Source organism: uncultured Nostoc sp. (genome assembly GCF_937863485.1).
Classification (GTDB): Bacteria; Cyanobacteriota; Cyanobacteriia; order Cyanobacteriales; family Nostocaceae; genus Nostoc.
In genome coordinates, this window is sequence record NZ_CALMFY010000185.1 from 21,270 (window position 1) to 44,645 (window position 23,376).

28 protein-coding genes and 1 pseudogene are annotated in these 23,376 nt (G+C 40.6%); 12 read left to right on the plus strand and 17 right to left on the minus strand.

All coding sequences use genetic code 11. From position 1 onward, the window contains the following. Positions 1–2: 2 nt before the first annotated feature. The 5 genes from Q0541_RS24610 to Q0541_RS24630 form a co-directional block, all read right to left on the minus strand. Positions 3–470, minus strand: a complete 468-nt coding sequence (locus tag Q0541_RS24610; protein ID WP_298916838.1) for a toll/interleukin-1 receptor domain-containing protein — start codon at positions 468–470, stop codon at positions 3–5. 174 nt (positions 471–644) lie between these two features. After that, positions 645–1,691 carry an RNA 3'-terminal phosphate cyclase gene (gene rtcA / locus Q0541_RS24615; RefSeq protein ID WP_298916840.1) on the minus strand — a complete coding sequence of 349 codons (1,047 nt, stop codon included), beginning with the start codon at positions 1,689–1,691 and terminating at the stop codon, positions 645–647. Between the two features lie 600 nt (positions 1,692–2,291). Continuing rightward, positions 2,292–2,648 (minus strand): ABC transporter substrate-binding protein, encoded by a 357-nt coding sequence (locus Q0541_RS24620; RefSeq protein ID WP_298916842.1) that lies wholly within the window; start codon positions 2,646–2,648, stop codon positions 2,292–2,294. A gap of 24 nt (positions 2,649–2,672) precedes the next feature. After that, positions 2,673–2,822, minus strand: coding sequence for a hypothetical protein (locus tag Q0541_RS24625; protein WP_298916845.1), 150 nt, complete (start codon positions 2,820–2,822; stop codon positions 2,673–2,675). Between the two features lie 162 nt (positions 2,823–2,984). Beyond that, positions 2,985–3,467, minus strand: coding sequence for a tetratricopeptide repeat protein (locus Q0541_RS24630; RefSeq protein ID WP_298916848.1), 483 nt, complete (start codon positions 3,465–3,467; stop codon positions 2,985–2,987). A gap of 437 nt (positions 3,468–3,904) precedes the next feature. Here Q0541_RS24630 and Q0541_RS24635 point away from each other — a divergent pair. Beyond that, positions 3,905–4,084: pseudogene (locus Q0541_RS24635) on the plus strand (uracil phosphoribosyltransferase); the annotation flags it as partial. Beyond that, on the plus strand, positions 4,005–4,283 hold the full coding sequence (locus Q0541_RS24640) for a hypothetical protein (protein ID WP_298916978.1): 279 nt from the start codon (positions 4,005–4,007) through the stop codon (positions 4,281–4,283). The pseudogene Q0541_RS24635 and the gene Q0541_RS24640, both read left to right, overlap by 80 nt. A gap of 15 nt (positions 4,284–4,298) precedes the next feature. Here Q0541_RS24640 and Q0541_RS24645 read toward each other — a convergent pair whose 3' ends face one another. Continuing rightward, positions 4,299–5,618, minus strand: coding sequence for a CCA tRNA nucleotidyltransferase (locus Q0541_RS24645; protein ID WP_298916852.1), 1,320 nt, complete (start codon positions 5,616–5,618; stop codon positions 4,299–4,301). Positions 5,619–5,704: 86 nt separating this feature from the next. On the opposite strand from Q0541_RS24645, the gene Q0541_RS24650 reads away from it, so the two are divergent. From Q0541_RS24650 to Q0541_RS24670, 5 genes are all read left to right on the plus strand, one after another. Next, a complete protein-coding gene (locus tag Q0541_RS24650; protein ID WP_273765271.1) occupies positions 5,705–5,953 on the plus strand; it encodes a Ycf34 family protein in 249 nt (82 codons plus the stop codon). Positions 5,954–6,041: 88 nt separating this feature from the next. Then, complete coding sequence (locus tag Q0541_RS24655) at positions 6,042–6,173, plus strand: hypothetical protein (protein WP_298916857.1); 132 nt, start codon at positions 6,042–6,044, stop codon at positions 6,171–6,173. Then, on the plus strand, positions 6,170–6,331 hold the full coding sequence (locus tag Q0541_RS24660) for a hypothetical protein (RefSeq protein ID WP_298916860.1): 162 nt from the start codon (positions 6,170–6,172) through the stop codon (positions 6,329–6,331). Before Q0541_RS24655 ends, Q0541_RS24660 begins: the two co-directional genes overlap by 4 nt. Before the next feature lie 66 nt (positions 6,332–6,397). Beyond that, positions 6,398–7,054 (plus strand): tRNA (adenosine(37)-N6)-threonylcarbamoyltransferase complex dimerization subunit type 1 TsaB, encoded by a 657-nt coding sequence (gene tsaB / locus Q0541_RS24665; protein ID WP_298916863.1) that lies wholly within the window; start codon positions 6,398–6,400, stop codon positions 7,052–7,054. Positions 7,055–7,690: 636 nt separating this feature from the next. After that, positions 7,691–8,146, plus strand: coding sequence for a hypothetical protein (locus tag Q0541_RS24670; RefSeq protein ID WP_298916866.1), 456 nt, complete (start codon positions 7,691–7,693; stop codon positions 8,144–8,146). A 58-nt stretch (positions 8,147–8,204) separates the two neighbouring features. Here Q0541_RS24670 and Q0541_RS24675 read toward each other — a convergent pair whose 3' ends face one another. Beyond that, a complete protein-coding gene (locus Q0541_RS24675; RefSeq protein WP_298916975.1) occupies positions 8,205–9,122 on the minus strand; it encodes an AEC family transporter in 918 nt (305 codons plus the stop codon). A gap of 102 nt (positions 9,123–9,224) precedes the next feature. Between Q0541_RS24675 and Q0541_RS24680 the strand changes: the two genes are divergently transcribed. Next, entirely contained in the window at positions 9,225–10,028 is an 804-nt protein-coding gene (locus Q0541_RS24680; RefSeq protein ID WP_298916869.1) for a M15 family metallopeptidase, read from the plus strand. A 181-nt stretch (positions 10,029–10,209) separates the two neighbouring features. Here the strand turns inward: Q0541_RS24680 and Q0541_RS24685 are convergent, their stop codons facing one another. Together Q0541_RS24685 and mrdA are read right to left on the minus strand one after the other, a co-directional pair. Then, positions 10,210–10,680 (minus strand): hypothetical protein, encoded by a 471-nt coding sequence (locus tag Q0541_RS24685; protein WP_298916874.1) that lies wholly within the window; start codon positions 10,678–10,680, stop codon positions 10,210–10,212. 412 nt (positions 10,681–11,092) lie between these two features. Next, the gene (mrdA, locus tag Q0541_RS24690) at positions 11,093–12,940 is read right to left on the minus strand and encodes a penicillin-binding protein 2 (RefSeq protein ID WP_298916877.1); all 1,848 of its coding nucleotides are present in this window, start codon (positions 12,938–12,940) and stop codon (positions 11,093–11,095) included. A 202-nt stretch (positions 12,941–13,142) separates the two neighbouring features. Here mrdA and Q0541_RS24695 point away from each other — a divergent pair, with 202 nt between their 5' ends. Further along, positions 13,143–14,270: an ABC transporter ATP-binding protein gene (locus tag Q0541_RS24695; protein ID WP_298916880.1), complete on the plus strand. Its 1,128-nt coding sequence runs from the start codon at positions 13,143–13,145 to the stop codon at positions 14,268–14,270. A gap of 226 nt (positions 14,271–14,496) precedes the next feature. Then, a complete protein-coding gene (locus tag Q0541_RS24700; protein ID WP_298916883.1) occupies positions 14,497–14,946 on the plus strand; it encodes a hypothetical protein in 450 nt (149 codons plus the stop codon). A 145-nt stretch (positions 14,947–15,091) separates the two neighbouring features. On the opposite strand, the gene Q0541_RS24705 is transcribed toward Q0541_RS24700, so the two are convergent. Next, positions 15,092–15,829: an MlaE family lipid ABC transporter permease subunit gene (locus Q0541_RS24705; protein ID WP_298916886.1), complete on the minus strand. Its 738-nt coding sequence runs from the start codon at positions 15,827–15,829 to the stop codon at positions 15,092–15,094. A 680-nt stretch (positions 15,830–16,509) separates the two neighbouring features. Here Q0541_RS24705 and Q0541_RS24710 point away from each other — a divergent pair. Together Q0541_RS24710 and Q0541_RS24715 are read left to right on the plus strand one after the other, a co-directional pair. Beyond that, positions 16,510–17,085: a TIGR04376 family protein gene (locus Q0541_RS24710; RefSeq protein ID WP_298916889.1), complete on the plus strand. Its 576-nt coding sequence runs from the start codon at positions 16,510–16,512 to the stop codon at positions 17,083–17,085. A gap of 640 nt (positions 17,086–17,725) precedes the next feature. Beyond that, complete coding sequence (locus Q0541_RS24715; RefSeq protein WP_273765293.1) at positions 17,726–18,286, plus strand: nitrate transporter; 561 nt, start codon at positions 17,726–17,728, stop codon at positions 18,284–18,286. 144 nt (positions 18,287–18,430) lie between these two features. Here Q0541_RS24715 and Q0541_RS24720 read toward each other — a convergent pair whose 3' ends face one another. The 7 genes from Q0541_RS24720 to Q0541_RS24750 form a co-directional block, all read right to left on the minus strand. Next, on the minus strand, positions 18,431–19,114 hold the full coding sequence (locus Q0541_RS24720) for a response regulator transcription factor (protein WP_298916896.1): 684 nt from the start codon (positions 19,112–19,114) through the stop codon (positions 18,431–18,433). Next, positions 19,111–19,503: an ATP-binding protein gene (locus tag Q0541_RS24725; RefSeq protein WP_298916899.1), complete on the minus strand. Its 393-nt coding sequence runs from the start codon at positions 19,501–19,503 to the stop codon at positions 19,111–19,113. Before Q0541_RS24725 ends, Q0541_RS24720 begins: the two co-directional genes overlap by 4 nt. Before the next feature lie 61 nt (positions 19,504–19,564). Beyond that, positions 19,565–20,998 carry a HAMP domain-containing sensor histidine kinase gene (locus Q0541_RS24730; protein ID WP_298916901.1) on the minus strand — a complete coding sequence of 478 codons (1,434 nt, stop codon included), beginning with the start codon at positions 20,996–20,998 and terminating at the stop codon, positions 19,565–19,567. A 392-nt stretch (positions 20,999–21,390) separates the two neighbouring features. Then, a complete protein-coding gene (locus Q0541_RS24735) occupies positions 21,391–21,540 on the minus strand; it encodes a hypothetical protein (RefSeq protein ID WP_298916903.1) in 150 nt (49 codons plus the stop codon). A gap of 179 nt (positions 21,541–21,719) precedes the next feature. Continuing rightward, complete coding sequence (locus tag Q0541_RS24740) at positions 21,720–22,487, minus strand: class I SAM-dependent methyltransferase (RefSeq protein WP_298916905.1); 768 nt, start codon at positions 22,485–22,487, stop codon at positions 21,720–21,722. A 106-nt stretch (positions 22,488–22,593) separates the two neighbouring features. Further along, positions 22,594–22,884: a hypothetical protein gene (locus Q0541_RS24745; protein ID WP_298916907.1), complete on the minus strand. Its 291-nt coding sequence runs from the start codon at positions 22,882–22,884 to the stop codon at positions 22,594–22,596. A gap of 58 nt (positions 22,885–22,942) precedes the next feature. Beyond that, positions 22,943–23,281, minus strand: a complete 339-nt coding sequence (locus Q0541_RS24750) for a multicopper oxidase domain-containing protein (RefSeq protein ID WP_298916909.1) — start codon at positions 23,279–23,281, stop codon at positions 22,943–22,945. Positions 23,282–23,376: the final 95 nt, after the last annotated feature.

Genomic DNA, 23,376 nt, shown 5'->3' on the forward strand with positions numbered 1-23,376 from the left:
TATCAACTTACTGCCAATTCTTTCGCTACTATTCGGATACCTTGAGCAACACTTAAAAATGCAGCATCACGATTTCCCCATTTTTTCACAGCTCTGCCGCCTTCAGGCAGAGCTTGAAGTCTGCCAAACGGTGCGCTCTCCCAATCAACATAGTCGAGAATTATAGGGATAACTCTGGCTTCTTGGGTTTCATGCCGTTCCATTGCTCGTTTTACCTCGACATCCCAGCAATAATCTGAAGCGATAAAATTTGCGCTTACAAGCAGCAAAATTATCTGAGATGAATTTAAGTGGGTGTTTATCTCATTCCGCCATTCTTTTCCTGGTCCAATTTTGCGATCGTGCCATCCTGTAATCACTCCTTGCCGCCTTAAAAGAGCGAGGTGATTTTCTAGCTTGTCGCGAAGTTTTTCATCTTCATGAGCATAAGAATAAAACACTTCAATAGCTTGATGAGGTTGCACTGACATAAGTTTTTTTATGACTTGAATCTCTTAAAGTAGGTTTAAATCTTTATCAAAGTTGTTGACTAAAGCTTGCAATTTTTAGTTGAAGGCAGAAGGGAGCACAAGATTGATTTGAATTTACATAATAGTGATTTATGATACTCTACCATAAAGCACTAATAGAGTAATAGCACTTATTCATCTAGTCAAACTCTTTACAGACACTATTTTCTCAGCTTCATCTACCGTAATTTGCGCCAGCCCAAACTGTTCAATTACCGCCGCATTCGTCGTCAAATGCCTACTCACCTCAGCTACTCGATACTGACTTCCCTGTGACGCTAAAGCAGCTGCCAATAATAATTGATCTGCTAAATGTTCATCCACTGCTGCGCCAGTTTGATGAAACTTAAGCAGTTGCTGACAAGCAATCTCTGCAACTGTTTCCGCCGACAACCGCAAACGCCCAAATCCACCAAAGCCAGTCAAACTGTTCTGATACTCAGCAGTTAAAAAAATTCCCGCCCCAGGTGCCACACCTCTTTCTCGCAAGGCGTGTACAGTAACTTTCAAATGGGCCTCGCGTAACAAATTTTCAGCACGATTCGCCATCCGTTGCGGAATATGGGAAGGCAATTCCGTCACCACTGCTAGTCCCCGCACCTGTTGTAATTCTCCCCGTTCCAACAAGTCGATCCCGCCGAGTTGACTACCGCCATTCACCTGCAACTGTACCTCTCCTCCACCTTGGGGAAACCACCCCCAAGCGCCTAACTTGACTTGGGCTTCTACACCCATGCGTTGCAATATCGGCAAATAAACTTGCTCAATATACGTCACTGTCGGGCTAAAGTTTACATGAGTTCCACCCTTTAGTGTTACCTGAGAATTGCCAGTTGCTAGTGCCAAAGGTAAGAGAATTGTCTGTAAAACTAGAGCGATCGCACCCGCAGAACCACCAAGTTGTGCTTTACTAACATCAAAGGTATAAGTTCCAGCTTGCACAGTACTACCTGGGATGAATTCCAGCAGCATTGAACCCAAAGTATCACCCCGTAGTTGGGCATTACAAATTCTCGCCGCAGCCCGAACTGCCGTTAAGTGTTGTGGTGCTAATCCTGGCTTTTTGCGTCCACCGCGAATGCCTGCAATCCTTATGGGTTGGCCAGTGATGGCCGCTAAACTTAAGGAAGTGCGAAGAACTTGTCCGCCTCCCTCTCCGTAGGAACCGTCAATTTCAATCATGGGTGATTTTGGAATGGTGGATTTTGGGTTCTCCCCACGGCTTTTGAACTCAAACCAGCAAATTATAGACGCCTAGTAGCTAGCTTTTCGGAGGGAGGTTACACAAATATACACAGAAAGTTCTGATAGTGTTTTTGTAGTTTCCTAATTTTGAATTTGGAATTGAAGAACCTTGCTTTTACCGGGATTCATCAACCCATAGGGGTCAACTATTTCTTTAAATTTTAACAGCGCTTTCATGCCACTTATAGTTACCCCTTAAAGGAAGCTTTTTTAGCATTACGCCAAGCTGTTGAGAGTGTTGAAGTAGAAACAAACTTAGATATCGAGACTGAATTGGATACTCCACTTTGAGAATTGGCAAAAAATCTGGAGAATAGCAAGCGGCTTACTTTTTGTGATAGCCTTAATTCTGGATTTTTTCTTTTACCTCTTTTTTTGTTTCAATAGTAGTTGCATATGGTTGATAACCAAAATCTGTTAATAGAAAATACCACTGGCTGAAAACCCCCCTGCTTCTCAATGGCAAAGGCTTCAGATGTAATATAACCTTGTACAACACGGCGTAAATAGAGCAACCATTTAAAAACCCTACAAAGCTCATTCCGTAATACTTTTGAACTTTGACTTTTGACTTCCGCCTTGCGGTACTTGTTGGGCTGAGTTTTTGTCAATCAGAAAAGCAGCAGGATTAAAGTTGTAAGGACGCTTGTGAGCTTTGGTAAAACCATACTTTGCTTCGAGTAAAGGCCAATAGGTAATCTTAGTAGAAGCAAAGACATAAATTGGTTTACCTTTGAGGTCTGCAAGGGTTTTAATTGCCGGGTTGGGATGTGCAATAAGACACCAAGGCTCTTTCTGGAAAATTGCTGCAACTGTGATTTTGGCAATACCTTGTGCTATGGTGTTCACGGCAGCCATGCCATAACCCATAAATAAATCTACCCCACCCCCCATCAACAATTAAGTACCATTGAGAACCTAGGGATTACCCATTTTGATAGTTACATCTAAACCATAGTCTTTGTAAATATCAGTGGCGTAGGCGCAGCCCGTCGTAGACATCGCCTGGTAAAATCCGCCGTGTTGTGATTGTCCTATCCATTGAGTGCCAAATATAACTTTATCCAACCGAGAATTGCTAGTTGACGGTTGGTTGCTATTATTATAAGCAGCAATGACGCTACTACTAATCTAGATAGAACCGTATTGAATAAAATTGCGGCGACTAAGGCGATGAATTGCTGTTGATGAGGGTGATGACCGATTCATAAAACAGGATAATGCTCCCTCTTATTTACGGTTGTAGCTGAATCTAAATGTACATTCTAGAATCAACTTTTGATTCACTAGCGAATAGGGCTGAATTTCTAGAGCTTGTTGAAAAGCTTTGATCGCTTCACCATACTCACCTAGTGCCGCATAACACAAGCCCATTCCGTGAAGCGCTCCAAAATGTATCGGATTTATCTGCACAACCATCTGACAATCTGCCAGAGATTTTTGATAATCACCAATACTGTAATAGAGAAAACCACGACGATTCCAGGCTTCGGCAAAATCTGGCTGCTCTTTGATTAGTGCTGTCAGCGTTGTTTCGGCTCCAGTAAATTCACCTGCATCCAGTAACTTTTGACTGCGGTCAATTATTTCCAGCCCATAAACTCCCTTTTGCTGAAACCAGATCCGCCAGATTTTTCTGGTTGCCTTGTCGCGGACTGTAGCATCCGGGTTTTTCAACTCTTCAAGTAAGGAATTGATAGATAAAGAATCCATGAATTTGAGATCAGTGAATATACCTTTGTATTAACTTTCTCACAAAATATCTCTATTAAATCATTTTTAAAGTCATCTTTAAATTTGCAGGGGTTAATTGTTAATTATAAAATTTCTGTGTGATTTATTGTATTCAGCAATACGACTAATACCACACTAGACATTTAGAGTCATAAAAATCAAAACTGACTAGAGGTAGTTGACAGATCCCTAGTACCGCAAGGCGGAAGTCACTCATTCAAAAGCCAAAAGTCAAAAGAATTGTATTTCAAGCTCTTGCGCCATTTGAAATGGTATGTTTATTTGCGCCATGTTGTACTAGTGAGTAATAGCTGATCAAAACATCCCTAAAAAAATAATGACTTTTGACTTTTGACTTTTGACTTTTGACTTCCCCAAAGGGGCTGACTATGCCGATTTGGGATTTACCAGGAATTGTCTGCTAACTCGCTGCACCAGAAAGTATCGAGCGTTTTTGTGATCTACATCCTGATGTGCCGCTGTATACCGCTACCATTGATGACTATTTGGATGAACATGGCTATATTATTCCTGAGTTGGGAGATACAGGCGATGCCTGCGGCGGGCTACGCCTACGCTCATTTGGCACAAAATAAGCTGATTACCTATGAGCAAATGAGTAACAATGGAGTAATTAACCTGACACTGCACGAATCGTTGATTAACAACTTTTACATTCGTCAAATTTGGGAATTGTTGCAGACAAATTCATCGCAAATACATTACATTAATCCACTAATTTTATATCCAATATTAATAATTTTCTCAGGCTATTCCATGAATATCTACTATTGACTCGGAAACTCAATATTACAGCCCCTCAACTAACTGACGTGCAAATGCGATCGCCTCTGTTGGCGTTGAAACTTTCCCCTCAGCTTGTGCTACGGCAATTTCTGTCAACAGTTGGCCGATGATTGGCGAAGCTGGAATATCTAATGCTATAATCAACTCCTTCCCGCTCACTAGTGGAATGGGATGAGCGACCAGATCATCAGGGTTCAGGTAGCGGTTGATTAAAGGTGCCCAAGCAAGGCAGCCTATTGCTTTGGTTTCCAAAGTTGTAGCAACTCCTTTCTCTAGTGGGTTGTCACCAGACATCGCCTCTACCAAATTATCAAATGCTACAGCTAGCACTGCCGTAGCGGGAAACACAATATCTGCGTCATGGAACAAAAAGTATTGTTCTCGTAAGGACATATCGACTACTTGAAGCTGCGGTAACAATTTCAGAGCAGTGGTTACACCCCGAATTTCGGCACGACTATAAGTTAGTTCGTGAAGCTCTATTTCTGCTAATTCCGGATTTGGGTTGACAAGACAAGCAAGTTTGGCAATACCTAACCAAGTGGTTTTGATACTATCGCGGACATACTCTTGCAGTTGTGCCCCTAGTTGTTGCCAATTTTGAGTGAGTAAGGCAGCTGCATTGTCAACTGCTGCTAGTTTGATCAAGCTTTCACGGGTGGCATTTTTGAAGAAAGGGGCAAGTAACCCATCTTCCCAAGCACTTGTAATCCAAGGAGTACCCTGAGAATTTGCCAGCAGATAGCCAATTTCTACCCTAACTCGTTCAGCTGCAACTTTGCTGATATGTGATGCCAAAGAACGAATTGCGGCTTGGGTAGCTGGCTCAATAGTAAAACCTAGTTGGGCGGCTTGGCGATAACCTCGCATTAACCGCAAAGGGTCATCTTCTAAGTTCGCGGGTGATACCATTCGCAAAATGCCCTGTTGTAAGTCTACATAACCTTGTAGAGGATCGATAATTTCTTGTGTATGGGGATTATAGGCGATCGCATTTACTGTAAAATCCCGTCTGTGCAAATCAACTTCTAAACTATTTCCTTCCTGTTGGGCAAAGTCAGCTGTAGCGTGGGGAAAAACCACACGGGCAATTTGTCGTTCTGCATCGAGTAATACAAAACCAGCTTTGTAATGATGAGCGATCGCTCTCGCTACCTTTACCGCCTTAGATGGTATAACAAAATCTAGATCCAGATATTCGCGAGTTCTGCCAAGGATTGCATCTCGGACAGCACCACCTACCATGTAAGCGGGTTGTGGCAGCAATTCCAAGCTAAAAGGCCAATTTTTGGGAGCTAGGGTAGAAAGAACTGATTCGTGCATTGTAATAAAAATCAACCCAGCAACTCATGAATAACAGTTGCGCTTAAGTTAGATTAACAATAAAGGCCCCTGGAGTTGGTTCTATTATGTGTATTTGCGTGAATTGCCACTATGTAGACCGCTGTTTTACCTATCATGCCGTAGAAGGGCAGCACCAACAGCCTCACTTGACTGAAACACCAAATTTTGATCCGAATGAACCTTCTATCAATGTCAACATTCGCACTAAAGAGGATGTAATTGAAATGGAATGGGATGTTGTTGGTTGTCTGAGCTTTAAGCGGGAAACGGGTAAGTGGTCGAAGTTGCGTCCTGGTGAATTAGTGCCGACTTGATAGAAATTGATTGGTGTATCTTACAGCTATTTTCAGGTAAATAGACCACGGGGTAGGGGCACAGCAATGCTGTGCCCTTACGACAGATGTGCTTCAAATACATGATTTATGCTGTAATGAGATTTTGTCCATCAACGATCGCAAATTTATGATAGAGGAAGGAGGTGTCAGTCAAGCGATCGCAGAAGATAAAGAAGCCAGCCCAGAGAAAACAGCATGACCAACGCACAGCGACTAGACTATGTAGAAGATGAACTCGAAACTGTTAAGCGATTGCTAGTGTCTACTGCTAGCTACGCAGAATCAGCAAACAGGCGGCTTGATGAGTTGACCATAAAACAAGACCGTACTCAATTTCATCTTGATGAATTCAATTAAGAACCACTATGTTATATGCTTGAATAAATTACGTTAACTGTATAAAAACAGATATTTTAAGTAACTTTGATAACGGAACAAAAACACCTTGCAATAAATAAATACGCCTTGGGACTACACACGACCACTCCCGAATTGGGTTTGGCAATTAGTAGTTTTACTGGTGAAACTCGCTCTCAAATTTGGAATTTAGGGCGTGATTTATCGAGCTTAGTGCATCAATATTTAATTGAATTTATCAAACCGCAAACTTGGGCAGATTTATCCTTTATCGCAGTTGCAAAAGGCCCTGGCGGCTTTACTGGAACTCGGATTGGCGTTGTCACTGCTCGGACTTTAGGGCAACAGTTAGATATTCCTGTATTTGCAATTTCAACTTTGGCTGCGGTAGCTTGGTCGGAAGCAGGCAAAAGTCAAAATCCAAAAACTCTTGCTGTGGAAATGCCAGCCCAACGAGGTCAAATTTTTGCTGCTATTTATCAGTTTGAGCCAGATGCTTCTAAACTAAGAGTGTGTTTGCCAGATAGAGTGTTTACACCAGAAGCATGGCAGAAAACTTTAGCGAATTGGAACACTGATTATCAGTTGATTCAAGCTCAATCTGGGTTAGCAGCGACGGTGACAAGTATTTTGGAACTAGCTAATCTCGATTGGCAAGAGGGCAAATGTCCTAATTGGTCAGAGGCTTTGCCATATTATGGGCAGCATCCAGTAGAAGTTTAACTGATATAGGTCAATTCCTTCGCCACGCTCTAATAATGCTAAGGAATCGCGCAGAAATAACTTATACCATTTCTTTGTAAGGCTGCGCCAAATTTTCTTGGCTTCTTATTTTTTCTTTCTTTGTGTCCTTTGCGTCCTTCTCTACGAGACGCTGCGCGAATGCGGTTCGTTCCTCATATAGTTTGACGCATCTTCATACAGAATTGGTATTACCTATAGAGCAATACGTTGGGTTAAGACTAAAACTATTTGTCAAAGTCAATTTTTTTTACGAACCGCTAAGGACGCATTCGCGCAGCGTCTCGTAGAGAAGAACGCAAAGTAAGAGAGGGAAGAGAAGGAAGAAATTCTTAACTGAACTGTATTGACCTATAGAGGGATGGTGAATTCCATGAAACTCGTTGAAAAAATTACAGCTTTTCAATGATAATCCTTGAATAAATTTCCTGAAAAGACCTAATATTATTTTTCAGAAATACTCGTTTTCTTCGGATGACAGCAATAGTTTGCAGAGAATACGATGTGGGAAATAATTGCTATGTGTCCACAGCAGTACTGCAATCAATGAAACAAGAACCAGAGTTAAGATAATTCAGCAATAAATGTAGACACCTTTTTATAACCCAAAGTAAATTTATGGATTTGACAAAACTCAAGTGGACTAAAAATGTAAATCATCAAGGTGATGATAAATATTGGGCTTATCAAAATATTGACCCGGATTTAAATACTTTTCGATTAAATTGGAAAACAGAACAGGCAAAGAATGCCCTTAAACCACAGGAAAGCGAACTCATTCTTTTAAGACAGCGTACCAAAGTAACGCATATTGTCAAACTTCTGAACAATACTTTGCATAAAGAGCCTCCCGATGGAGAATTTAGTATCTCCCGTCTCGTTGAAGTAGTTTGGATAGCAGATTATTGGAGTGTACCTCCAGAACAAAAAATGATGTTTGGTTATGATGTCCATTTTCAAGGAGGTAAAGTGATGAAGTTGGAAACGCCTACATTCAACGAACATTGGGGAAGCCGAGGCGGATTAGTAGAATTTCAAAAGCATGTTCTAAACGCGCTTAAATTAGAACGGTAATATGCATTTTTCTTGGGGTTTTAAGCGATCGCACGCATCACGGTGCATAAATCCAAAATCAAAACAGCCACAGCCAAACTGGGAGAGTCACCAGCAATACTATAGCCCCAGCAGCTAAGGCAGTAACTGCCAGATCGCGATCAAGATTGAATGTCTCAGCAATTACCAGTGTGGCAAAAGCTGGAGGCATTGCCATTTGTAGCACGATGATCTTTGCTATCGGCCCAGTTAATCCAAACAGTGGTAAGATGCTGCCCAATATTAAGGGAACTAACAACATTTTGATTCCCAAGCTCATCCCTGCTTGTGGTAGGCTACGCCAAGATTTGAGCAGCGCCAGTCGCATTCCAATTAATACCAAAGATAAAGTTACACTACTCCAAGCAAATTTCTCTAGGCAGAATTCCACTATTGTGGGAATTGTTACTTCTCGAAATAGCAAGCCAAATCCGAAACCCCACAGGGCAGGATTAATTAATATGGGCCTAGCAATCTGCCAATGATTATGGATACCACCGCCAAAACGCGCTGCTAGTAACACACCCAAGCCATAAGCTCCTGGGAATGAACCTAGCAAATCGTAAAATAGTGCCCAAGCAAAGTATTCCTTACCTACCATTGCTAAGGTAATGGGAAAGCCAAGATAACCTGTATTACCCAACATTGCTGCTAATATCAAGCTAGCTTGAGTCGATTGTTGAGGGACGGTATTTCTAAAATAGGCTTGTGCTTTAATCCCTAACCAAGCTAAAAATGCGCCTAGTAAAATGGCTAGGTAAGCGATCGCAGGTGCAATCCAAATTTGCTCCGACAAGCTAGATTGACGCAAAAAGGATACTATGCTTATGGGTACTCCCACCCAAAAAAGAAACTGTCCCAAACGAGTAGGAACTGTCACAGGTAGTTTGCGTCCCAGAATAAAACCTACCAGGACTAATCCTCCCAGCTTGACGTATAGTTCTAAAAGGTTTGTCAAGATTGCGCCTAAAAACCACAGATGTAAAATGCTACCTGTTCCGTCTACTTTTGTCCAGTGCAAAATCTGTTATGGTTATCCCACAAAAACAGGAGTTTACCCTTGAATAAGGCTGGGTTTTCTGGAAAACCGCAAAACTCATCGAATGACCTTGGTGATGATATTCCAGTGGCTGTACGCGATACCCCTGATGCAACACCTAAAATTTGGTTGCAACCCCGAATTATTCTGATTGGGGGAATAACAGGATTTGTCCTGCTGGCTTTAATTAGCGGTTTTTTGTTTTTCCTCACTGCACCCAAAAAAACTGCTGATTCTCAACGTTTACCAGCTACTTCTGCTCCTCCAACTCCAGCAGCATCTAATAATTCTAGCGATACTGTGTTAGGGCATTTTCCCTACCCAGAAGCCCCTCAGTCAGAACTAGTAACCATCTCCACAAATAGGGGCATTAGAATGCGAAAAGCTGCTGCCCAAAAATTTGAGGAGATGGTAGCAGCAGCACGGAGTGCAGGTGTAATTTTAGTGCCAATTTCTGGCTTTCGCTCAGTCAAAGATCAGGAGCAGTTGTTTTTTAATGTCGGTGCCCAGCGAAATCAGACGCCAGCAGAACGAGCTGCCCTCAGCGCTCCTCCTGGTCATAGCGAACATCACACAGGTTATGCTGTGGATGTTGGAGATGGAGCAGTACCAGCAACTAATCTCCAAACCAACTTTGACAAGACCAAGGCTTATCAATGGCTGCAAGCAAATGCAGCACGTTTTAGCTTTGAAATGTCATTTCCTAAAGATAATATTCAAGGTGTGAGTTATGAGCCTTGGCACTGGCGTTTTGTAGGTGATCGCGATAGTTTGGAAATGTTCTACAAAGCCAGAAATTTGAAACCCGCTAAGATACCTCAATAAAAGTTGAGGTAGAGATTACTATCTTTTTATAAAGGAGTTGCTTGTGTATCATTTCTGAATAGTATGGTATTGAGAAATGATACGCAAAATTAGGGACTTCCAACAAAAGATCCGCTTTTTTCCATTCCCCTGCCCCTACTCTGTGTCACAAGTTATTAAAACTTGGAAAAATTAACTGCGCTTACTGAGTATTTAGTTCTGCCGTGATACATCGCGAATCTATGACAGCTGTCTTACCAGCAGAGCCACTAACGCGCCAGTAAGGTGTAATGGTGTGGGTTCCAGAAGGAATTGGCACAATAGCAATTACAGCGCGACCTTCATAATACTGTTGATGGTTGGCAAGGTTACCTGGCCCATAAGTATCTTCTCCCGGAACTCCACCATCAATAGAATAAGATATACGTACTTCAGCAGCATCATCTATACCAACGTCTGCACTTACGTGGACAATAGCATTGGTAGTAGAACCGTAGTTAGTAACTGTGGCACTTAATCCCGGAATTGGTTGAAAACCATTAGCGGGAGTTATACTTACAAAATTAAATGCACATTTTCCTTGAGATGCTGGAATAGCTTGTGTCGGTAACATACCAACTACCATGTTGGTTAGTAAACCACACATACCGATAAGCATTATAGGCTTTTTCATTCTTTTCGTATCCTGTATTTCTCTAATACTCTCAACGGTTTTTGGTGTGCAAGTAAGTGCTAACTTTGGGCGTGGTAAAATAAATCAAACACAAATTATTATGTATTTGAAAAGATTGATTTGGCGCTAAATCAGGTAGGATTACGCTCTCAGGTATTGAAAATAAAGTTATTTGATGTTTGTATCAAGTATTCTTAATAATTTTATATACTTCACAGCAGGTGATATAAATGGTTGCGTTACAGGTCACGACGATCTAGTAGCAATTATGCAGAAAAGCAATCAGTACTACTGACTGATTATCATCCAGATCAAGCCTCGGCTTACCAAAACGTCTACCACTTACAGCTATTTATCTGAAAACTGCTGTAGTTGGCTGAGATTTTTCTTTGACCAGAGTGATGGAATAGCGTTAGTCTCCAGTGCCATGTCCTGAACTCTGAGTTTTAGCTTCTGATGGCTCAGGCTGAGGTTTTTGATACTTACCTGGATACTTATGCTGAAAATAAGCTTCCAGCACTTGTAAAACCATCGGCCCACAAACAGTACCGCCATGTTCGCCAGTATTTTCCCCAAAAGCCACAACCACAATTTCCGGCTTATTACTGGGGGCATAAGCACCAAACCAAGTATGATTTGGGCGACCAACACCGGCTTCAGCAGTGCCACTTTTCCCAGACGCTGGGGCAATTGTCGGTACGTCTAAGCGCTTACCTGTACCCTCACTCACCACCTTCCGCAGTCCCTCACGGAGAACTTTGATGGTTTCCGGCTTCATATTTAAGGATTCTCGCCAACTTTTTGCTTCTTCGTTGTCTTTGAGCAAATGCGGCTGAACTCGATACCCACCATTAGCAGGAACAGAAAACATAATCGCTGATTGCAGGGGTGTGACTTGCAAAGCGCCTTGACCAATTGACATATTGATAGTGTCACCTACACTCCAAGGCGTCTTCAAAACTCTCTGCTTCCATGTTTCATCTGGAACCAAGCCTTTTGATTCTTCGTTGGAAAATTCAATGCCAGTTTTTTGACCAAACCCGTATTTGCGACTCCATTGGATTAAAGTTGGGCCACCAACTTTTCTGCCAACTTGATAGAAAAAAGTATCGCTACTCATAGCGATCGCTCTGGGAAATCCCAATGGCCCAAATCCGGCGTGGTTCCACTCACCAAAAGTCACCCCACCAACAGTCAGGGAACCAAAGGTCTGTAATACTGAGTCAGGAGAGAATTGACCTGATTCGAGTCCGGCTGTGGTAGTGACAATTTTGAAGGTACTAGCAGGTGGAAAGGCACTCAGGGCCCGATTGATCAAGGGATGGTCTTTACCTTGCACGCTTTCCCAATCTTTCTGGGAGAGTTTTTGTTTGGAGAAGATGTTTGGGTCAAAGGTGGGGTAAGATACCAGTGCTAAAACAGCACCGTTATTCGGGTCAAGTGCGGCGATCGCGCCTCGGTGATTTCCCAAAGCTTTTTCTGCTGCCTTTTGCACATCCAAATCTATGGTCAGGTGCAAATCGTTACCAGCTTTTGCCTGTTTCTCCCCCAAAACCCGGATTGGTCTACCCGCACCATCTACTTCCACCTGCTGACCGCCCCATTCGCCCCGCAGAGTTTTCTCATAGGCTTTTTCCACCCCCATCTGACCGATTACGTCTCCCAGTCGATAGCCTTCCTGCTTCTTGTCCTTTAACTGGTCGGCGGTCAATTCCCGCGTATAACCGAGTACATGTGCTAATTGCTTACCGTGAGGGTAATAACGTACAGAATCTCGATTTATTTCTACTTCTGGTAGTTCATTTTTATACTCCTTTAATGCCGTGATTTGTGCTTCATTTAGATCACGAGCAATGCGGATCAGCGAAGAAGAATTAGCAGCTGCTAGTTCTAATTTCTTTTCCATCTCGTCTTGCGGGATGTTGAGAATTTGCGCTAGACGCGGGCCGACTACTGACCAGGAAGGCTTAGTATGTGCCATCGGCCACAAATATACAGAGCTAGGATAGCGAGTACTGGCTAAAAGTTTGCCATTTCGGTCAAAAATATTGCCCCGTTCTGGTTGTTTGAGAATCATCCGAATTCGGTTCGCTTCGGCTCGTTCCCGGAGTTTTGGCCCTTCAACAATTTGCAAATATGCCAAACGCGCCCCAATACCAGCGGTCATTAATAGGGTAAATACGATTAAAAATATTGATTGGAAACCACGTCCAACTGTACGTGTATCTTTTTTACTGCCAATTGATGGGAATAAAGACATAAGACAAAGAATGATTTCAAGAGCGGTATTATCTGTATACAATTACCCTAAACTCTTCCCCAGTCATGGTACGAAAGAATCGGGCGAGTATATTCATTCCTGAACAATTGTTTTTGGCGGATACAATAAACCAAAGTGTCAAATCTAGTCTGCCCAATAGACTATTGACATCACGTAAGATCACGGCATTCTACTAAGGATTATGGCTCAAATTGTAATGCAGAATCAGAGGGGGATAACAACTTTTCAGCCACTTGATGTTGAACTGCGTAATGTCTTCAAGTTTTTTAACCAAGAACCAGCAGTAAATGGAATCGACTTGGATGTTAGACAAGGAGAATTTTTTAGTATTTTAGGCCCCTCCGGTTGTGGTAAAACAACAACACTGCGCTTAATTGCTGGGTTTGAAATCGCTGACGCTGGCAAGGTATTGATTCAGGGTCAGTCTATGACTAATGTGCCGCCTTACCGCCGACCCGTCAATACTGTGTTTCAAAGTTACGCTTTATTTAACCACCTGAATGTCTGGGATAACATCGCCTTTGGATTGAGGTTAAAAAAAATACGCAAATCGCAAATTGAAGCTAGAGTCGAAGAAGCTTTAAAACTGGTGAAAATGGAAAGTTTGCGATCGCGCTTTCCCAATCAACTTTCTGGTGGTCAACAGCAGCGAGTTGCTTTAGCAAGGGCCCTAGTCAACCGTCCCACCGTCGTATTACTGGATGAACCTTTAGGGGCGTTAGATTTGAAACTACGTAAGGAAATGCAGATTGAGTTATCAAATTTACACACAGACTTGGGATTGACCTTTGTGATGGTGACACACGACCAAGAAGAAGCATTGTCTTTGAGCGATCGCATTGCCGTGATGAACCAAGGTAAAATTGAACAAGTTGGCACTCCCAGCCAAATTTATGAACGTCCCCAGACATCCTTTGTTGCTGATTTTATTGGCGATACTAATTTATTCAGCGGTGAAATCGTAGCGGTAGACTCCTCTAATGTGCAAATTTCGACGAAAACGGGACTTTCAATTGTGATTAGCCGCGCTGAAGATACACCATCTGAATTATCACAAGCGGTGGTAGTGAGTGTGCGCCCAGAAAAAATACAGCTTTCGCTTTATCCACCCAATTTGCCAGCTAACTCCTTTGAAGGACGGCTTGTCAATGTTATGTATTTGGGCACACACGTTAATTATGTTGTGCAATTAACAAATGGCATTAACATAAATGTGTTGCAACCTAATACTTTTGGCACTCTACCAGACCGCGACACGCCCATCTACGCTTGGTGGGCAGAAAATGATTGTTTAGCTATTAGTCAATAGTTATAAGAATCTGTTTTAATTAGTAAAAGGATCACTTTCTTCAGTTCCCTCGCCTGGTAAAAAATTCACTTACAACCAGAAATTATTAGTTTGCTCAGTCTGTCACCTGATATTTATAGCGGCTTGGTAGATAATTATTCTTAGTTAAATCTTATCGGTGCGAACGGTGAGTTATAACATTTAGTAATGGAATAACACCTTGACCCTGTACTAGGAATACCAACCCATGTCAATTTTGAAAAGAGTTCCTTGGGTATCCCTGGCGTTAGTACTGCTTAGTTACAGTACTTTGGGCTGGCTAATATCTGAAACACATGCTCCTCTGTTTGTGTGGCTGGTAACTGTAGTTGGTATCTTGCTTTTAATAGTAACGTTGACTGCTCCTTGGCCGAAAATGACATATTACTATAGTATTTTGCTTAAATCAAATACTAGGTCTTTCGGCATTGCCGTCTTAGCAGCTTTCTCGTTTTTTATTATGATTGCCTGGTTTGGGGTATTTCTTGATACCTTACTCATCATTTCAGCGACTATATTAGTCAGGATAGACTTTCAAAAAGCTGGTCTTAGGGAAGGGCTAGCCTTTTCAACTGCGTCTATCTTTTCATTGGGAGGTTTAACTTTGGGTGCGCTTACCTACAAGTTAATATATTCTCAAATTCCACTAACGTCATGAAGTATACCCAAAAAAGCTAGCGATGCATGTGGCAGGCTGTTTGGTGTCGCTTCAGAATCGATATTGCTTACCTAAAGAGTTCTTTTTGGCTGAGATTCCCAACTTCTTTAAGAAGTTAGGAATCTTGTTCAATACTTGCTTGGGTTCAAAATGCAGGCTGTTCAAACAGCAGTAGAGAGAGGAAAAAATCCATGATAAAAATTGACACCCAACTAGTAACAACTGCTTTTGTTGCAGATTCTCCTACTTCTTTAGCTCCCCCTTTAGTAGTTAAACCCCAACTACAGCCAATGATAGCAACCAGTACACCAAAAATAAAGCCTTTTAGTAAAATAATAAACAAATCTGATGGTTCTAAAAAATTTCTGACTGATTCTAAAAATGTTTCTGGAATAATTTTGTAAAACTGTGATGCAGCAAAAACTCCGCCAATGATGCCTGTAACTAAAGCTAAAATCGTCATCAAAGGCACCATTAAACTACAAGCAATTACCCTAGGAAGTACTAGATAATCAATTGGATCAGTTTTGAGCATATAAAGTGCATCAATTTGCTCTGTGACTTGCATTGCACCTATTTCTGCTGCAAAAGCAGAACCGACTTGTCCCGCCATAATACTAGCGGTCAAAATTGGAGCCAATTCTCTACAAAAAGCTAAGGCAAAAGCACCTCCCACAGCATCGACAGCCCCAAATCGGAGTAATTCCCTCGTTATTTGAATAGTAAAAATCATTCCTGCAAAACAGCTGACAAGGAGAACTGGAGAGATAGAACCTGGCCCAGCAGTTACCATATGTTGCAGAATCTTGCGGTAGCACGTTTTTCCTTGGAGTAAATGTAGCCACACTTGACCGAAAAGCAGTACTGCCGCAAAACAGCGCATAATCCCACATTGCTGAAAATTTGTTTTTAGTCGCAATTTTGTCGTCCTTAAAACTGACTTTTTTTGCACATATGTTACATCAATTCTCCAAAATCAGACTACAGATACGAATGGTGGAAACCCAGCCAGATGTAATCTGACTTTCTCAATTACGTAGACGCTCAAAGTGCGGCTTCCCGTAGGATATTACGAATTGGTATTAGGTTATGGTACATGAACAGATGTACTGGATGTTTACCCTGAAAGTAGAGGAGGTGTTTGGGCATGGTTTAACTTATACCAATTCTCTATGAAGATGCATAGAATAAAACCTCATGGAATAGAGCTTCAAGTATAAAATCATAACTTGTTCAAGAGGAGATTAACTCTGAAGATATTTGGGAGCATCCCAATGCAAAAATTTACCAAAATCGTTACAAGTCATTGTGAATGAAGCGTACTTTTTCTCTACGAGACGCTCCGCGAACGGAGAACCCGCAGGGTAATTGCTCTCAAATTCAGCCGCAGTAACGATATTGAGTTCTCTAGCACTGATCAAAGCTGCTCACGCTGCTGTCTGATCCCATATCCTTAATGACGGTAACTATTAAAATTTAGATTCCGCCCACGAGAATAATTCCGCGGATGAGAATAATTACTACAATAAAATAGTCACGCACTTAATCTCTGGAGTTCTAGCAGTGGGCTTATTTGATGATTTGAGTCGGTTTTTAGAAAACCGTTTAGAAGAATTCTTGCGTAACAATCCACATTTGGAGTTAGAGGCGCTGCTAGAACAGCTGCGTGAGCAAGAGGAAGACACATTAAAGCTGATTGCAGATTTACAATTACAAGAGAAGCGATCGCAAGAAGAAATTCTGTCCACCGCTCAAGAAATTCAGCGTTGGCATATCCGTGTTCAAAAAGCCAAAAACGCTGCCAGAGAGGATTTGGCAGCTGCGGCTCAAGAGCGAGAAGCAGCCCTATTGCGCGAAGGAAATCAGCGCTGGGGACATATGCAAGGGTTGAAAGAACGCATTAACCAATCTCAGGAACTACTGCAAAAAATTCAGCAGCGGCGACAGGAGGTGCAAGCTAAAGCAGCCGAAGCACAGACAGCCCATGCTAAAGCGCAAACTCACCAGCGTTTGGAAACCAATGGCTGGTCAAATCAAACTAGCAGTTATTCTGGTGGGTTTGATGACTTAGAATATAAGTTTCGTCGCTGGGAAACTCAGGATGAGTTAGACCAAATCAAGCGGAATCTAGGGAAATAATCGCAAAGGCTAAACTGGAAAGGATGAAAACTAAATAATAAATTTCATCCTTTATACTTCTGATTATATTTATTATAGCGGTGTCCTGTTGAGTGAAATACAAAAACGTTGCTGAAATGATTTGACAGCAAGTATTTTGGTGTTCTCATCCAATCGATAACTGCTATATCTGTATTATTAATAACAAGTTTTGCAAGTTATTTGCTATTAAAAATTTTACATGTTCACACTTAGCTCAATCATCAAGCAAGTTAAATCTGGAAATTGTATTTAATTTACTAATCAGGATTTTTTTTTCTGATAAGGTTTAGTAAAGCCAACTTTTACCTTTTCTGTGTACTACTACTATCACATCGTAAAAACACCTAATTTTTTTGAGTAACTGCCAAGGAGGAGAGGATCTAGGAAATCTTGTCGTCATACCAATTCTATGTAAGGTTGTGCTTTATTCACGTAGGGGCAATTTATTAATTGAGCCTACAGGGTGTTATTTTGTGTAAGTTTTATAGGCGCATTTTCATACATAATTGGTATGAGAAAAGAGGAAGTGCAATTAAAATCACTTTTCTACTCGCTATTTTGTGTTGTTGCCGCAGTATTTCCCAAATGTTTGCCATAAGAACTGAGGCATAAAAATAATATGTTTTTAGACATTTTAGCTAGCCTGCAACGGTTATTTGTGGGTTATATTCCAGCCGTTGTATTGGGTAGTTTCATCGGGTATTTAATCGGCATCAATAGCATGATTTATCAGCTATTTAGGCTGATATTTCAGATACCACATAGTATCCCTCCTATAGCCTTGTTACCTCTTGCCTTAATAGCGCTTCCAGAGAAAGAATCAGCTGCTATTATAGTAGTTTTTCTGGGAACTCTCTGGACGATGATTATTAATACGGCAATAGGTATGCAACATTTTCATAGACAGAACAATAACTTTAGAGTAGCTATATTTCATATATTTCATGCCTTGAAAGTTAGCATTTGGGTAGCCTGGTTTATAGTTATTGCTACAGAAATGTTAACAGGCCCAAAAGGACTTGGTTTTACCCTCTGGGATGCTTATAAAGCTGGCAATGCCGATTACATAATCCAGGTGATCCTCTACATCGGTATCATTGGCTTTTTACTGGATCAGTTACTAGATTTTGCAGCTTATATTCTTTCGCAAATGGTTTCAGATGGGAAAAAATCTTCCTAAGTTTTATCTAGGCTTGTGGATTGTACCCTGCCAGCTAATAGTTTGTTTGCTTCACAGAACGTATTCCCAAAGAACGAGTTGCTACAACTTCAATATCAACGTTGTTTTGTCTTTAATATGTTGCTTTTTGTCGAAATCACTAAATCATTGCGATTGCTCCCGCAGTGCATAACCTACACCACGGACTGTATGAATCAAACGCTTTTCATTCTTTTCTTCCAACTTAAGTCGCAAATAACGAATATAAACCTCAATAATATTAGAATCACCCATGAAGTCATAACCCCAAACCTTCTCTAGAATTTGGTCTCTAGTAAACACCTGACGAGGATGTGAGAGGAGATATTCTAATAAGTCAAACTCTTTTGCTGTTAACTCAATGCTTCGTTTCACCCGAAAAACTTCCCGGGTGCGGCGATTTAAGCTTAAATCTTCAAATTGCAACAAATCCTCGTCTGTTTCTTGTGTGCGGCGGAGATGGGCGCGAATTCTAGCTAGTAGTTCTTCAATGCTGAAGGGCTTAACTACATAATCATCGGCTCCCGCATCTAAACCTGCGACGCGATCGCTCACTTCATCTTTTGCTGTCAACAAAATCACTGGTACTGTACTGCCTGTTGCTCGCAAACGGCGGCAAATTTCCAAACCTGTCAGCCCTGGTAGCATCCAATCCAGAATCGCTAAATCTGGCGATGAGTCTCGCGCCAAGGTTAGACCAGCAATACCATCATGGGCTACACTTACCTGATATCCTTCGCTACAAAGTTCTAATTCTACAAATCGTGCCAGTTTGACTTCATCTTCCACCAAAAGGATATGTGCTGTCATATTTTTGCTCCTAAAGCAGGTAATGTGAGAATAAAAGTGCTACCACCTGGCTCTGAAAGGATGGCAACTTTGCCTCCCATACCTTCGGCTAGGTGTTTCACAATAGATAAACCTAAGCCTGCTTTGCCAGTCGCACGAGCGCGGGAAGGGTCAACTTGATACAAGGGTTCAAAAATGCGGAACTGCTGCGACAAGGGAATGCCATCACCTTTGCCGCTAACTTGAATGATTGCCTGCAAGGTAACTAGATCACCCACATCTGAGTATTTAACTGCATTACTAATTAAATGGCTTAATACCTGTATGAGTTGATTCCACTCTGCCTTTATTCTCACAGGAAACGGAACAACTTCCAAATTGATTGCCCAATGCTTAAATTGATCTGTCATCTGCACTATGTCTGCAACCAAATCATTTAATACTGCAAGACCTAAGAATTTCTTTACCAAGTCAGATGGAACTGTTATATGTAGGTAAACTGATTGTAAACATACTCCCTTCCCCTAACTTTGATTGCACACTTACACTACCCCCCATACCTTCTATAAGTGTCTTGACAATAGATAAACCCAAACCACAACCCCCAGTAGTATGAGAGCGGGATTCATCTACGCGGTAAAATCTCTCAAATATCCGTGCTTGCTGTTGCAAAGGAATCCCATAACCTTTGTCACAAACTTGAATAATCGCCTTGTCTTGAAGTTGATTCAATTTTAAAATTATCGGTGGATCAGCTTCAGAATACTTAACAGCATTATCAATCAAATTTAATAATACTTGTTTCAGGCGACTGTAGTCTGCTTTTATCTCAATTGGATAAACTTTTGACTCAATTGTAATTATGCGATCGCTATAACTTTCTGCCATCATGACAACTTCTTCAACCAAGTCATTCAGCACATAAGATTTCATTTGAAAATATAAGTAACCGCTATCTGCTCGTGCTAAATCAAGTAAATCTTGTAGTAGACGGATAGTGCGATCAGCTTCCGATGCAGCAGTTTCTAAAGCTTCTTGTTGGGTTTGGGTTAAGTTATTCTGCCTTCGCAAGACGCTTTGCAAATAACCACGTACAATTGTCAAGGGTGTACGTAATTCGTGAGAAACGTTACTCACAAATTCTCGCTCTTGCTCCCATGATTGCGAAAGACGCGATAACAGCATAGTTAAAGTTTGAGCTAATTCTTTAACTTCACTGGGTGCATTATCAAGATATAGCTGCGCTTGTCCTAAATCTTCAGCGGAAATTACAGAAGCCATTTGATTTAGCTGGCGCAGAGGTTGCAGAGAACGTTTAATATAAAATGCGATCGCAGCAGTTAAAACAATAATTGCCAAAACACTAGTAATACCTAAACTCTGCACCATTACTACAAACATTCTCTGTTCGCGGGTAATATCCTTGACTACAAATAACTCACCGAGCAACTTACCCTGCACTTGCACAGAACTACCGCAGAAAACAAAGTAGCTTTGGTTTACTTTGTAAACTTGTGGTTTAATCGGCATCTTAGTCAGAGACATTAACTCAGCTACCGTAGTATCAGATAACAAATCTAAAGTGGCAGATTTTACTAAAATTTTATTATCAGGACTTTTTAGCCATAATAATGTGTTGGTATTTGCCAAATTATTAATAGCCTTTTGCAATCCAGTTTCAGGTTGCATCATTTCACTATAAATTTGCACATCTTGTGGCAAGCGCTTGGCGATTTGCTCTATATTATACTTATGACTATCAACTAAAATTTGCTGCATTTTCCAACTAGTCCATGTCGCGAAGCTACCTAATACCAAAGCTGAAAATGCTGCAATACCAACCGTGAGGCGTGACTGTAAGGAAAATGGGTCTATATTTATCCAACCTTTTATGATTTGCTTCACTGTTCTGGTTGCTTTTTAGGTGTTTAAGAAGGCTTGATCAATAAAATCAGACTGCTAAATGTAAGGTTACTTTCAACCGCTACATCTTTAGTTATAGCTGATTTTAACTTACCTCTGTTGTATACCTACAGTGAAAAAGGCAGCGATTCCAAGAATATTGCTAAATATTTTTATTTCATCGTACTCTCAATTATATAAATCTTTCTTTAATAATATAAATGCATTTACTAGTAATTAAATTAATTTCTGCTGAGAATTACCTGAAAATTTATAATCCTATCTGTCTTAACTTTATACTCTTGTTTGAATGCAGGGCTGAAAGTTAATCTTGCTCTTTAATAGAGATAGTATATTTTCAAGAATAATCGCAGTCCTTAATTTATTTGTCTGTTTTAATTCAATATCCTTGGTGTTAGTGATATTTGTCCCTGGAAGATTTTCCCAACCCACGCCAGTCGCTCATGGGAAACCACTCCATTAGGGAGATTCCCACCGTTGAAGGAATGCCACAAACTAGTTTCCATTTCGCCAATTTGATTCATGGCATCCCCAATCTAAAAGAAATGCTCAAAGAACTTACTAGCTATGTCTTCGTAAACAGGATTAGTCTTTGCTAATTCTAGAGCGATGCTTAAATATAGTATATTTCTACTTCAATATTCATATAAATAAGTGAGTGATTGAGTGATGTTTTAAAAATATCAAGATTAATTAAACAATCCTATTTTAGGGTAAAAACTAAACCGTAACCATCCCAAAATATCTTACCTAGACTATAAAATAAATACGGTATACCTCCACAAGGTAAAACTTGAGATTTATTTAACATATAGCCTTCTGTTTCAGCGTAAGTTGTGATTTCTTTTTCAGAAGGATTTCTAAACCAGATAAATTCAGATTCTAATAGACTTTGAATTCTCAGAACAAGATTAGTCAAATTATTGGGATTATGATGGATAATAATCAGTTTTCCATCTGGTTTTAAAAGGTTTTTTAGAGATTTAAGCGCTTTGGGTATATTTTTAAAATAACATACGACTCCGTTCATGATAATGATATCAAATTGGTTTTCTCCGAGTTTCGATTTACAATCATCATTCTCCAAATCTATTTGAATCCATTCATATTTACCCTTTAAATGTAGTGATCTCTTTCGAGATATATCAATCATTTCTTCAGTTATATCAACACCTACACCATCTACACTATAAATATTTTCCAAAGCTTCTACAATATCTATTAGATACAGACCGTTACCACATCCAGCATCTAATATTTTGAGATTAAAATTTTTTTGTTGTGTTTTTTGATAAAATTCGTGGATAGTATTTAATAACCACTGTCTTTTAATTTTATAGTGAGAAGTTAAATTTTCATTGTCCCATTTATCTGAGTAATAAGCAAAACTTTGACGGATTTTTTCTTCGTAATCTGTATCGGCAATCTGGGATTTAGAGTTATATTTGTCTTGAGGTGATGGTGATGTCATAACCTGTAACGTTTATGTGATAAAAATTGTGCAAGTGTTAAAAGGGTGTTCAACCAGTTTCTAGATCAGTCTATTACATTCGTCTGGTTGAAAATGGTGTAAGATATTAGGACTTACGCAAATAATGTTCTTCTTTAAACAGTTGTATCAGACTTACATCTATGTAGTCAAGAAAATAGATGGATGATAATGCAATTACCAAAATGTTTAGCGCATTCACAGCTTCTTGCTTGCGAAAAAGTACTTCATATTTAACTGTTTCCCAACTTTCAGAAACTTTTTCTCTGATTTGATCAGAAAACTTTTGGGTATACATAAAAATGTTTTTACAAATTTCCAAGACCTCAGCAAAAACTTTCTCTTTTTTAGTAAATTTAGGGTGGGCAGGGATGCCCACCCCACAAGATTTTTACTAATCTTGTATCTTGCAGCTTAAGCCACGCTTTGCACTTTACTTAGGTAGAAGATTTAGGTGGAGGTAAGACCAGAATATTCTGCATCATTCCATGATCTTCATGATACAGGAGATGACAGTGATAGACGAATTTGCCACCGACGAATTGGCCATTTTCGTATGTGGACTTGTCATTGTCGTCTGGAGGTTCTTTGCCATCGAATTTGGCAGCAATGATCTTGTTTGTAAAGGGAATACGCACCACAGTTTTTGTTACTGTGTTAGGGTCACAACTATCATTATTATCCTTTGCTGTGGCACAAGGTGGGAGATCGACTACATCCTGATACCCCTGTGCATAGTTCGATGGGGAGCAACGCGATTTTGTGAGGTGCTGCAACCTGGGACGTATATAGCTTGTTTCGGGATGCGATCGCAACTAAAAAACCAAGTTTTGTTGAGAATATAGAGGTATAATTGAGAACTAAACCCCGA

Bases quoted from the DNA above. Each gene is read 5' to 3' on its own strand.
- Q0541_RS24610 (WP_298916838.1), bottom strand. From the start codon at position 470: ATGTCAGTGCAACCTCATCAAGCTATTGAAGTGTTTTATTCTTATGCT.
- rtcA (WP_298916840.1), bottom strand. From the start codon at position 1,691: ATGATTGAAATTGACGGTTCCTACGGAGAGGGAGGCGGACAAGTTCTT.
- Q0541_RS24620 (WP_298916842.1), bottom strand. From the start codon at position 2,648: ATGGGGGGTGGGGTAGATTTATTTATGGGTTATGGCATGGCTGCCGTG.
- Q0541_RS24630 (WP_298916848.1), bottom strand. From the start codon at position 3,467: ATGGATTCTTTATCTATCAATTCCTTACTTGAAGAGTTGAAAAACCCG.
- Q0541_RS24640 (WP_298916978.1), top strand. From the start codon at position 4,005: ATGGCTATATTATTCCTGAGTTGGGAGATACAGGCGATGCCTGCGGCG.
- Q0541_RS24645 (WP_298916852.1), bottom strand. From the start codon at position 5,618: ATGCACGAATCAGTTCTTTCTACCCTAGCTCCCAAAAATTGGCCTTTT.
- Q0541_RS24650 (WP_273765271.1), top strand. From the start codon at position 5,705: ATGTGTATTTGCGTGAATTGCCACTATGTAGACCGCTGTTTTACCTAT.
- Q0541_RS24660 (WP_298916860.1), top strand. From the start codon at position 6,170: ATGACCAACGCACAGCGACTAGACTATGTAGAAGATGAACTCGAAACT.
- Q0541_RS24670 (WP_298916866.1), top strand. From the start codon at position 7,691: ATGGATTTGACAAAACTCAAGTGGACTAAAAATGTAAATCATCAAGGT.
- Q0541_RS24685 (WP_298916874.1), bottom strand. From the start codon at position 10,680: ATGAAAAAGCCTATAATGCTTATCGGTATGTGTGGTTTACTAACCAAC.
- mrdA (WP_298916877.1), bottom strand. From the start codon at position 12,940: ATGTCTTTATTCCCATCAATTGGCAGTAAAAAAGATACACGTACAGTT.
- Q0541_RS24695 (WP_298916880.1), top strand. From the start codon at position 13,143: ATGGCTCAAATTGTAATGCAGAATCAGAGGGGGATAACAACTTTTCAG.
- Q0541_RS24700 (WP_298916883.1), top strand. From the start codon at position 14,497: ATGTCAATTTTGAAAAGAGTTCCTTGGGTATCCCTGGCGTTAGTACTG.
- Q0541_RS24705 (WP_298916886.1), bottom strand. From the start codon at position 15,829: ATGCGCTGTTTTGCGGCAGTACTGCTTTTCGGTCAAGTGTGGCTACAT.
- Q0541_RS24715 (WP_273765293.1), top strand. From the start codon at position 17,726: ATGTTTTTAGACATTTTAGCTAGCCTGCAACGGTTATTTGTGGGTTAT.
- Q0541_RS24720 (WP_298916896.1), bottom strand. From the start codon at position 19,114: ATGACAGCACATATCCTTTTGGTGGAAGATGAAGTCAAACTGGCACGA.
- Q0541_RS24725 (WP_298916899.1), bottom strand. From the start codon at position 19,503: ATGACAGATCAATTTAAGCATTGGGCAATCAATTTGGAAGTTGTTCCG.
- Q0541_RS24735 (WP_298916903.1), bottom strand. From the start codon at position 21,540: ATGAATCAAATTGGCGAAATGGAAACTAGTTTGTGGCATTCCTTCAAC.
- Q0541_RS24740 (WP_298916905.1), bottom strand. From the start codon at position 22,487: ATGACATCACCATCACCTCAAGACAAATATAACTCTAAATCCCAGATT.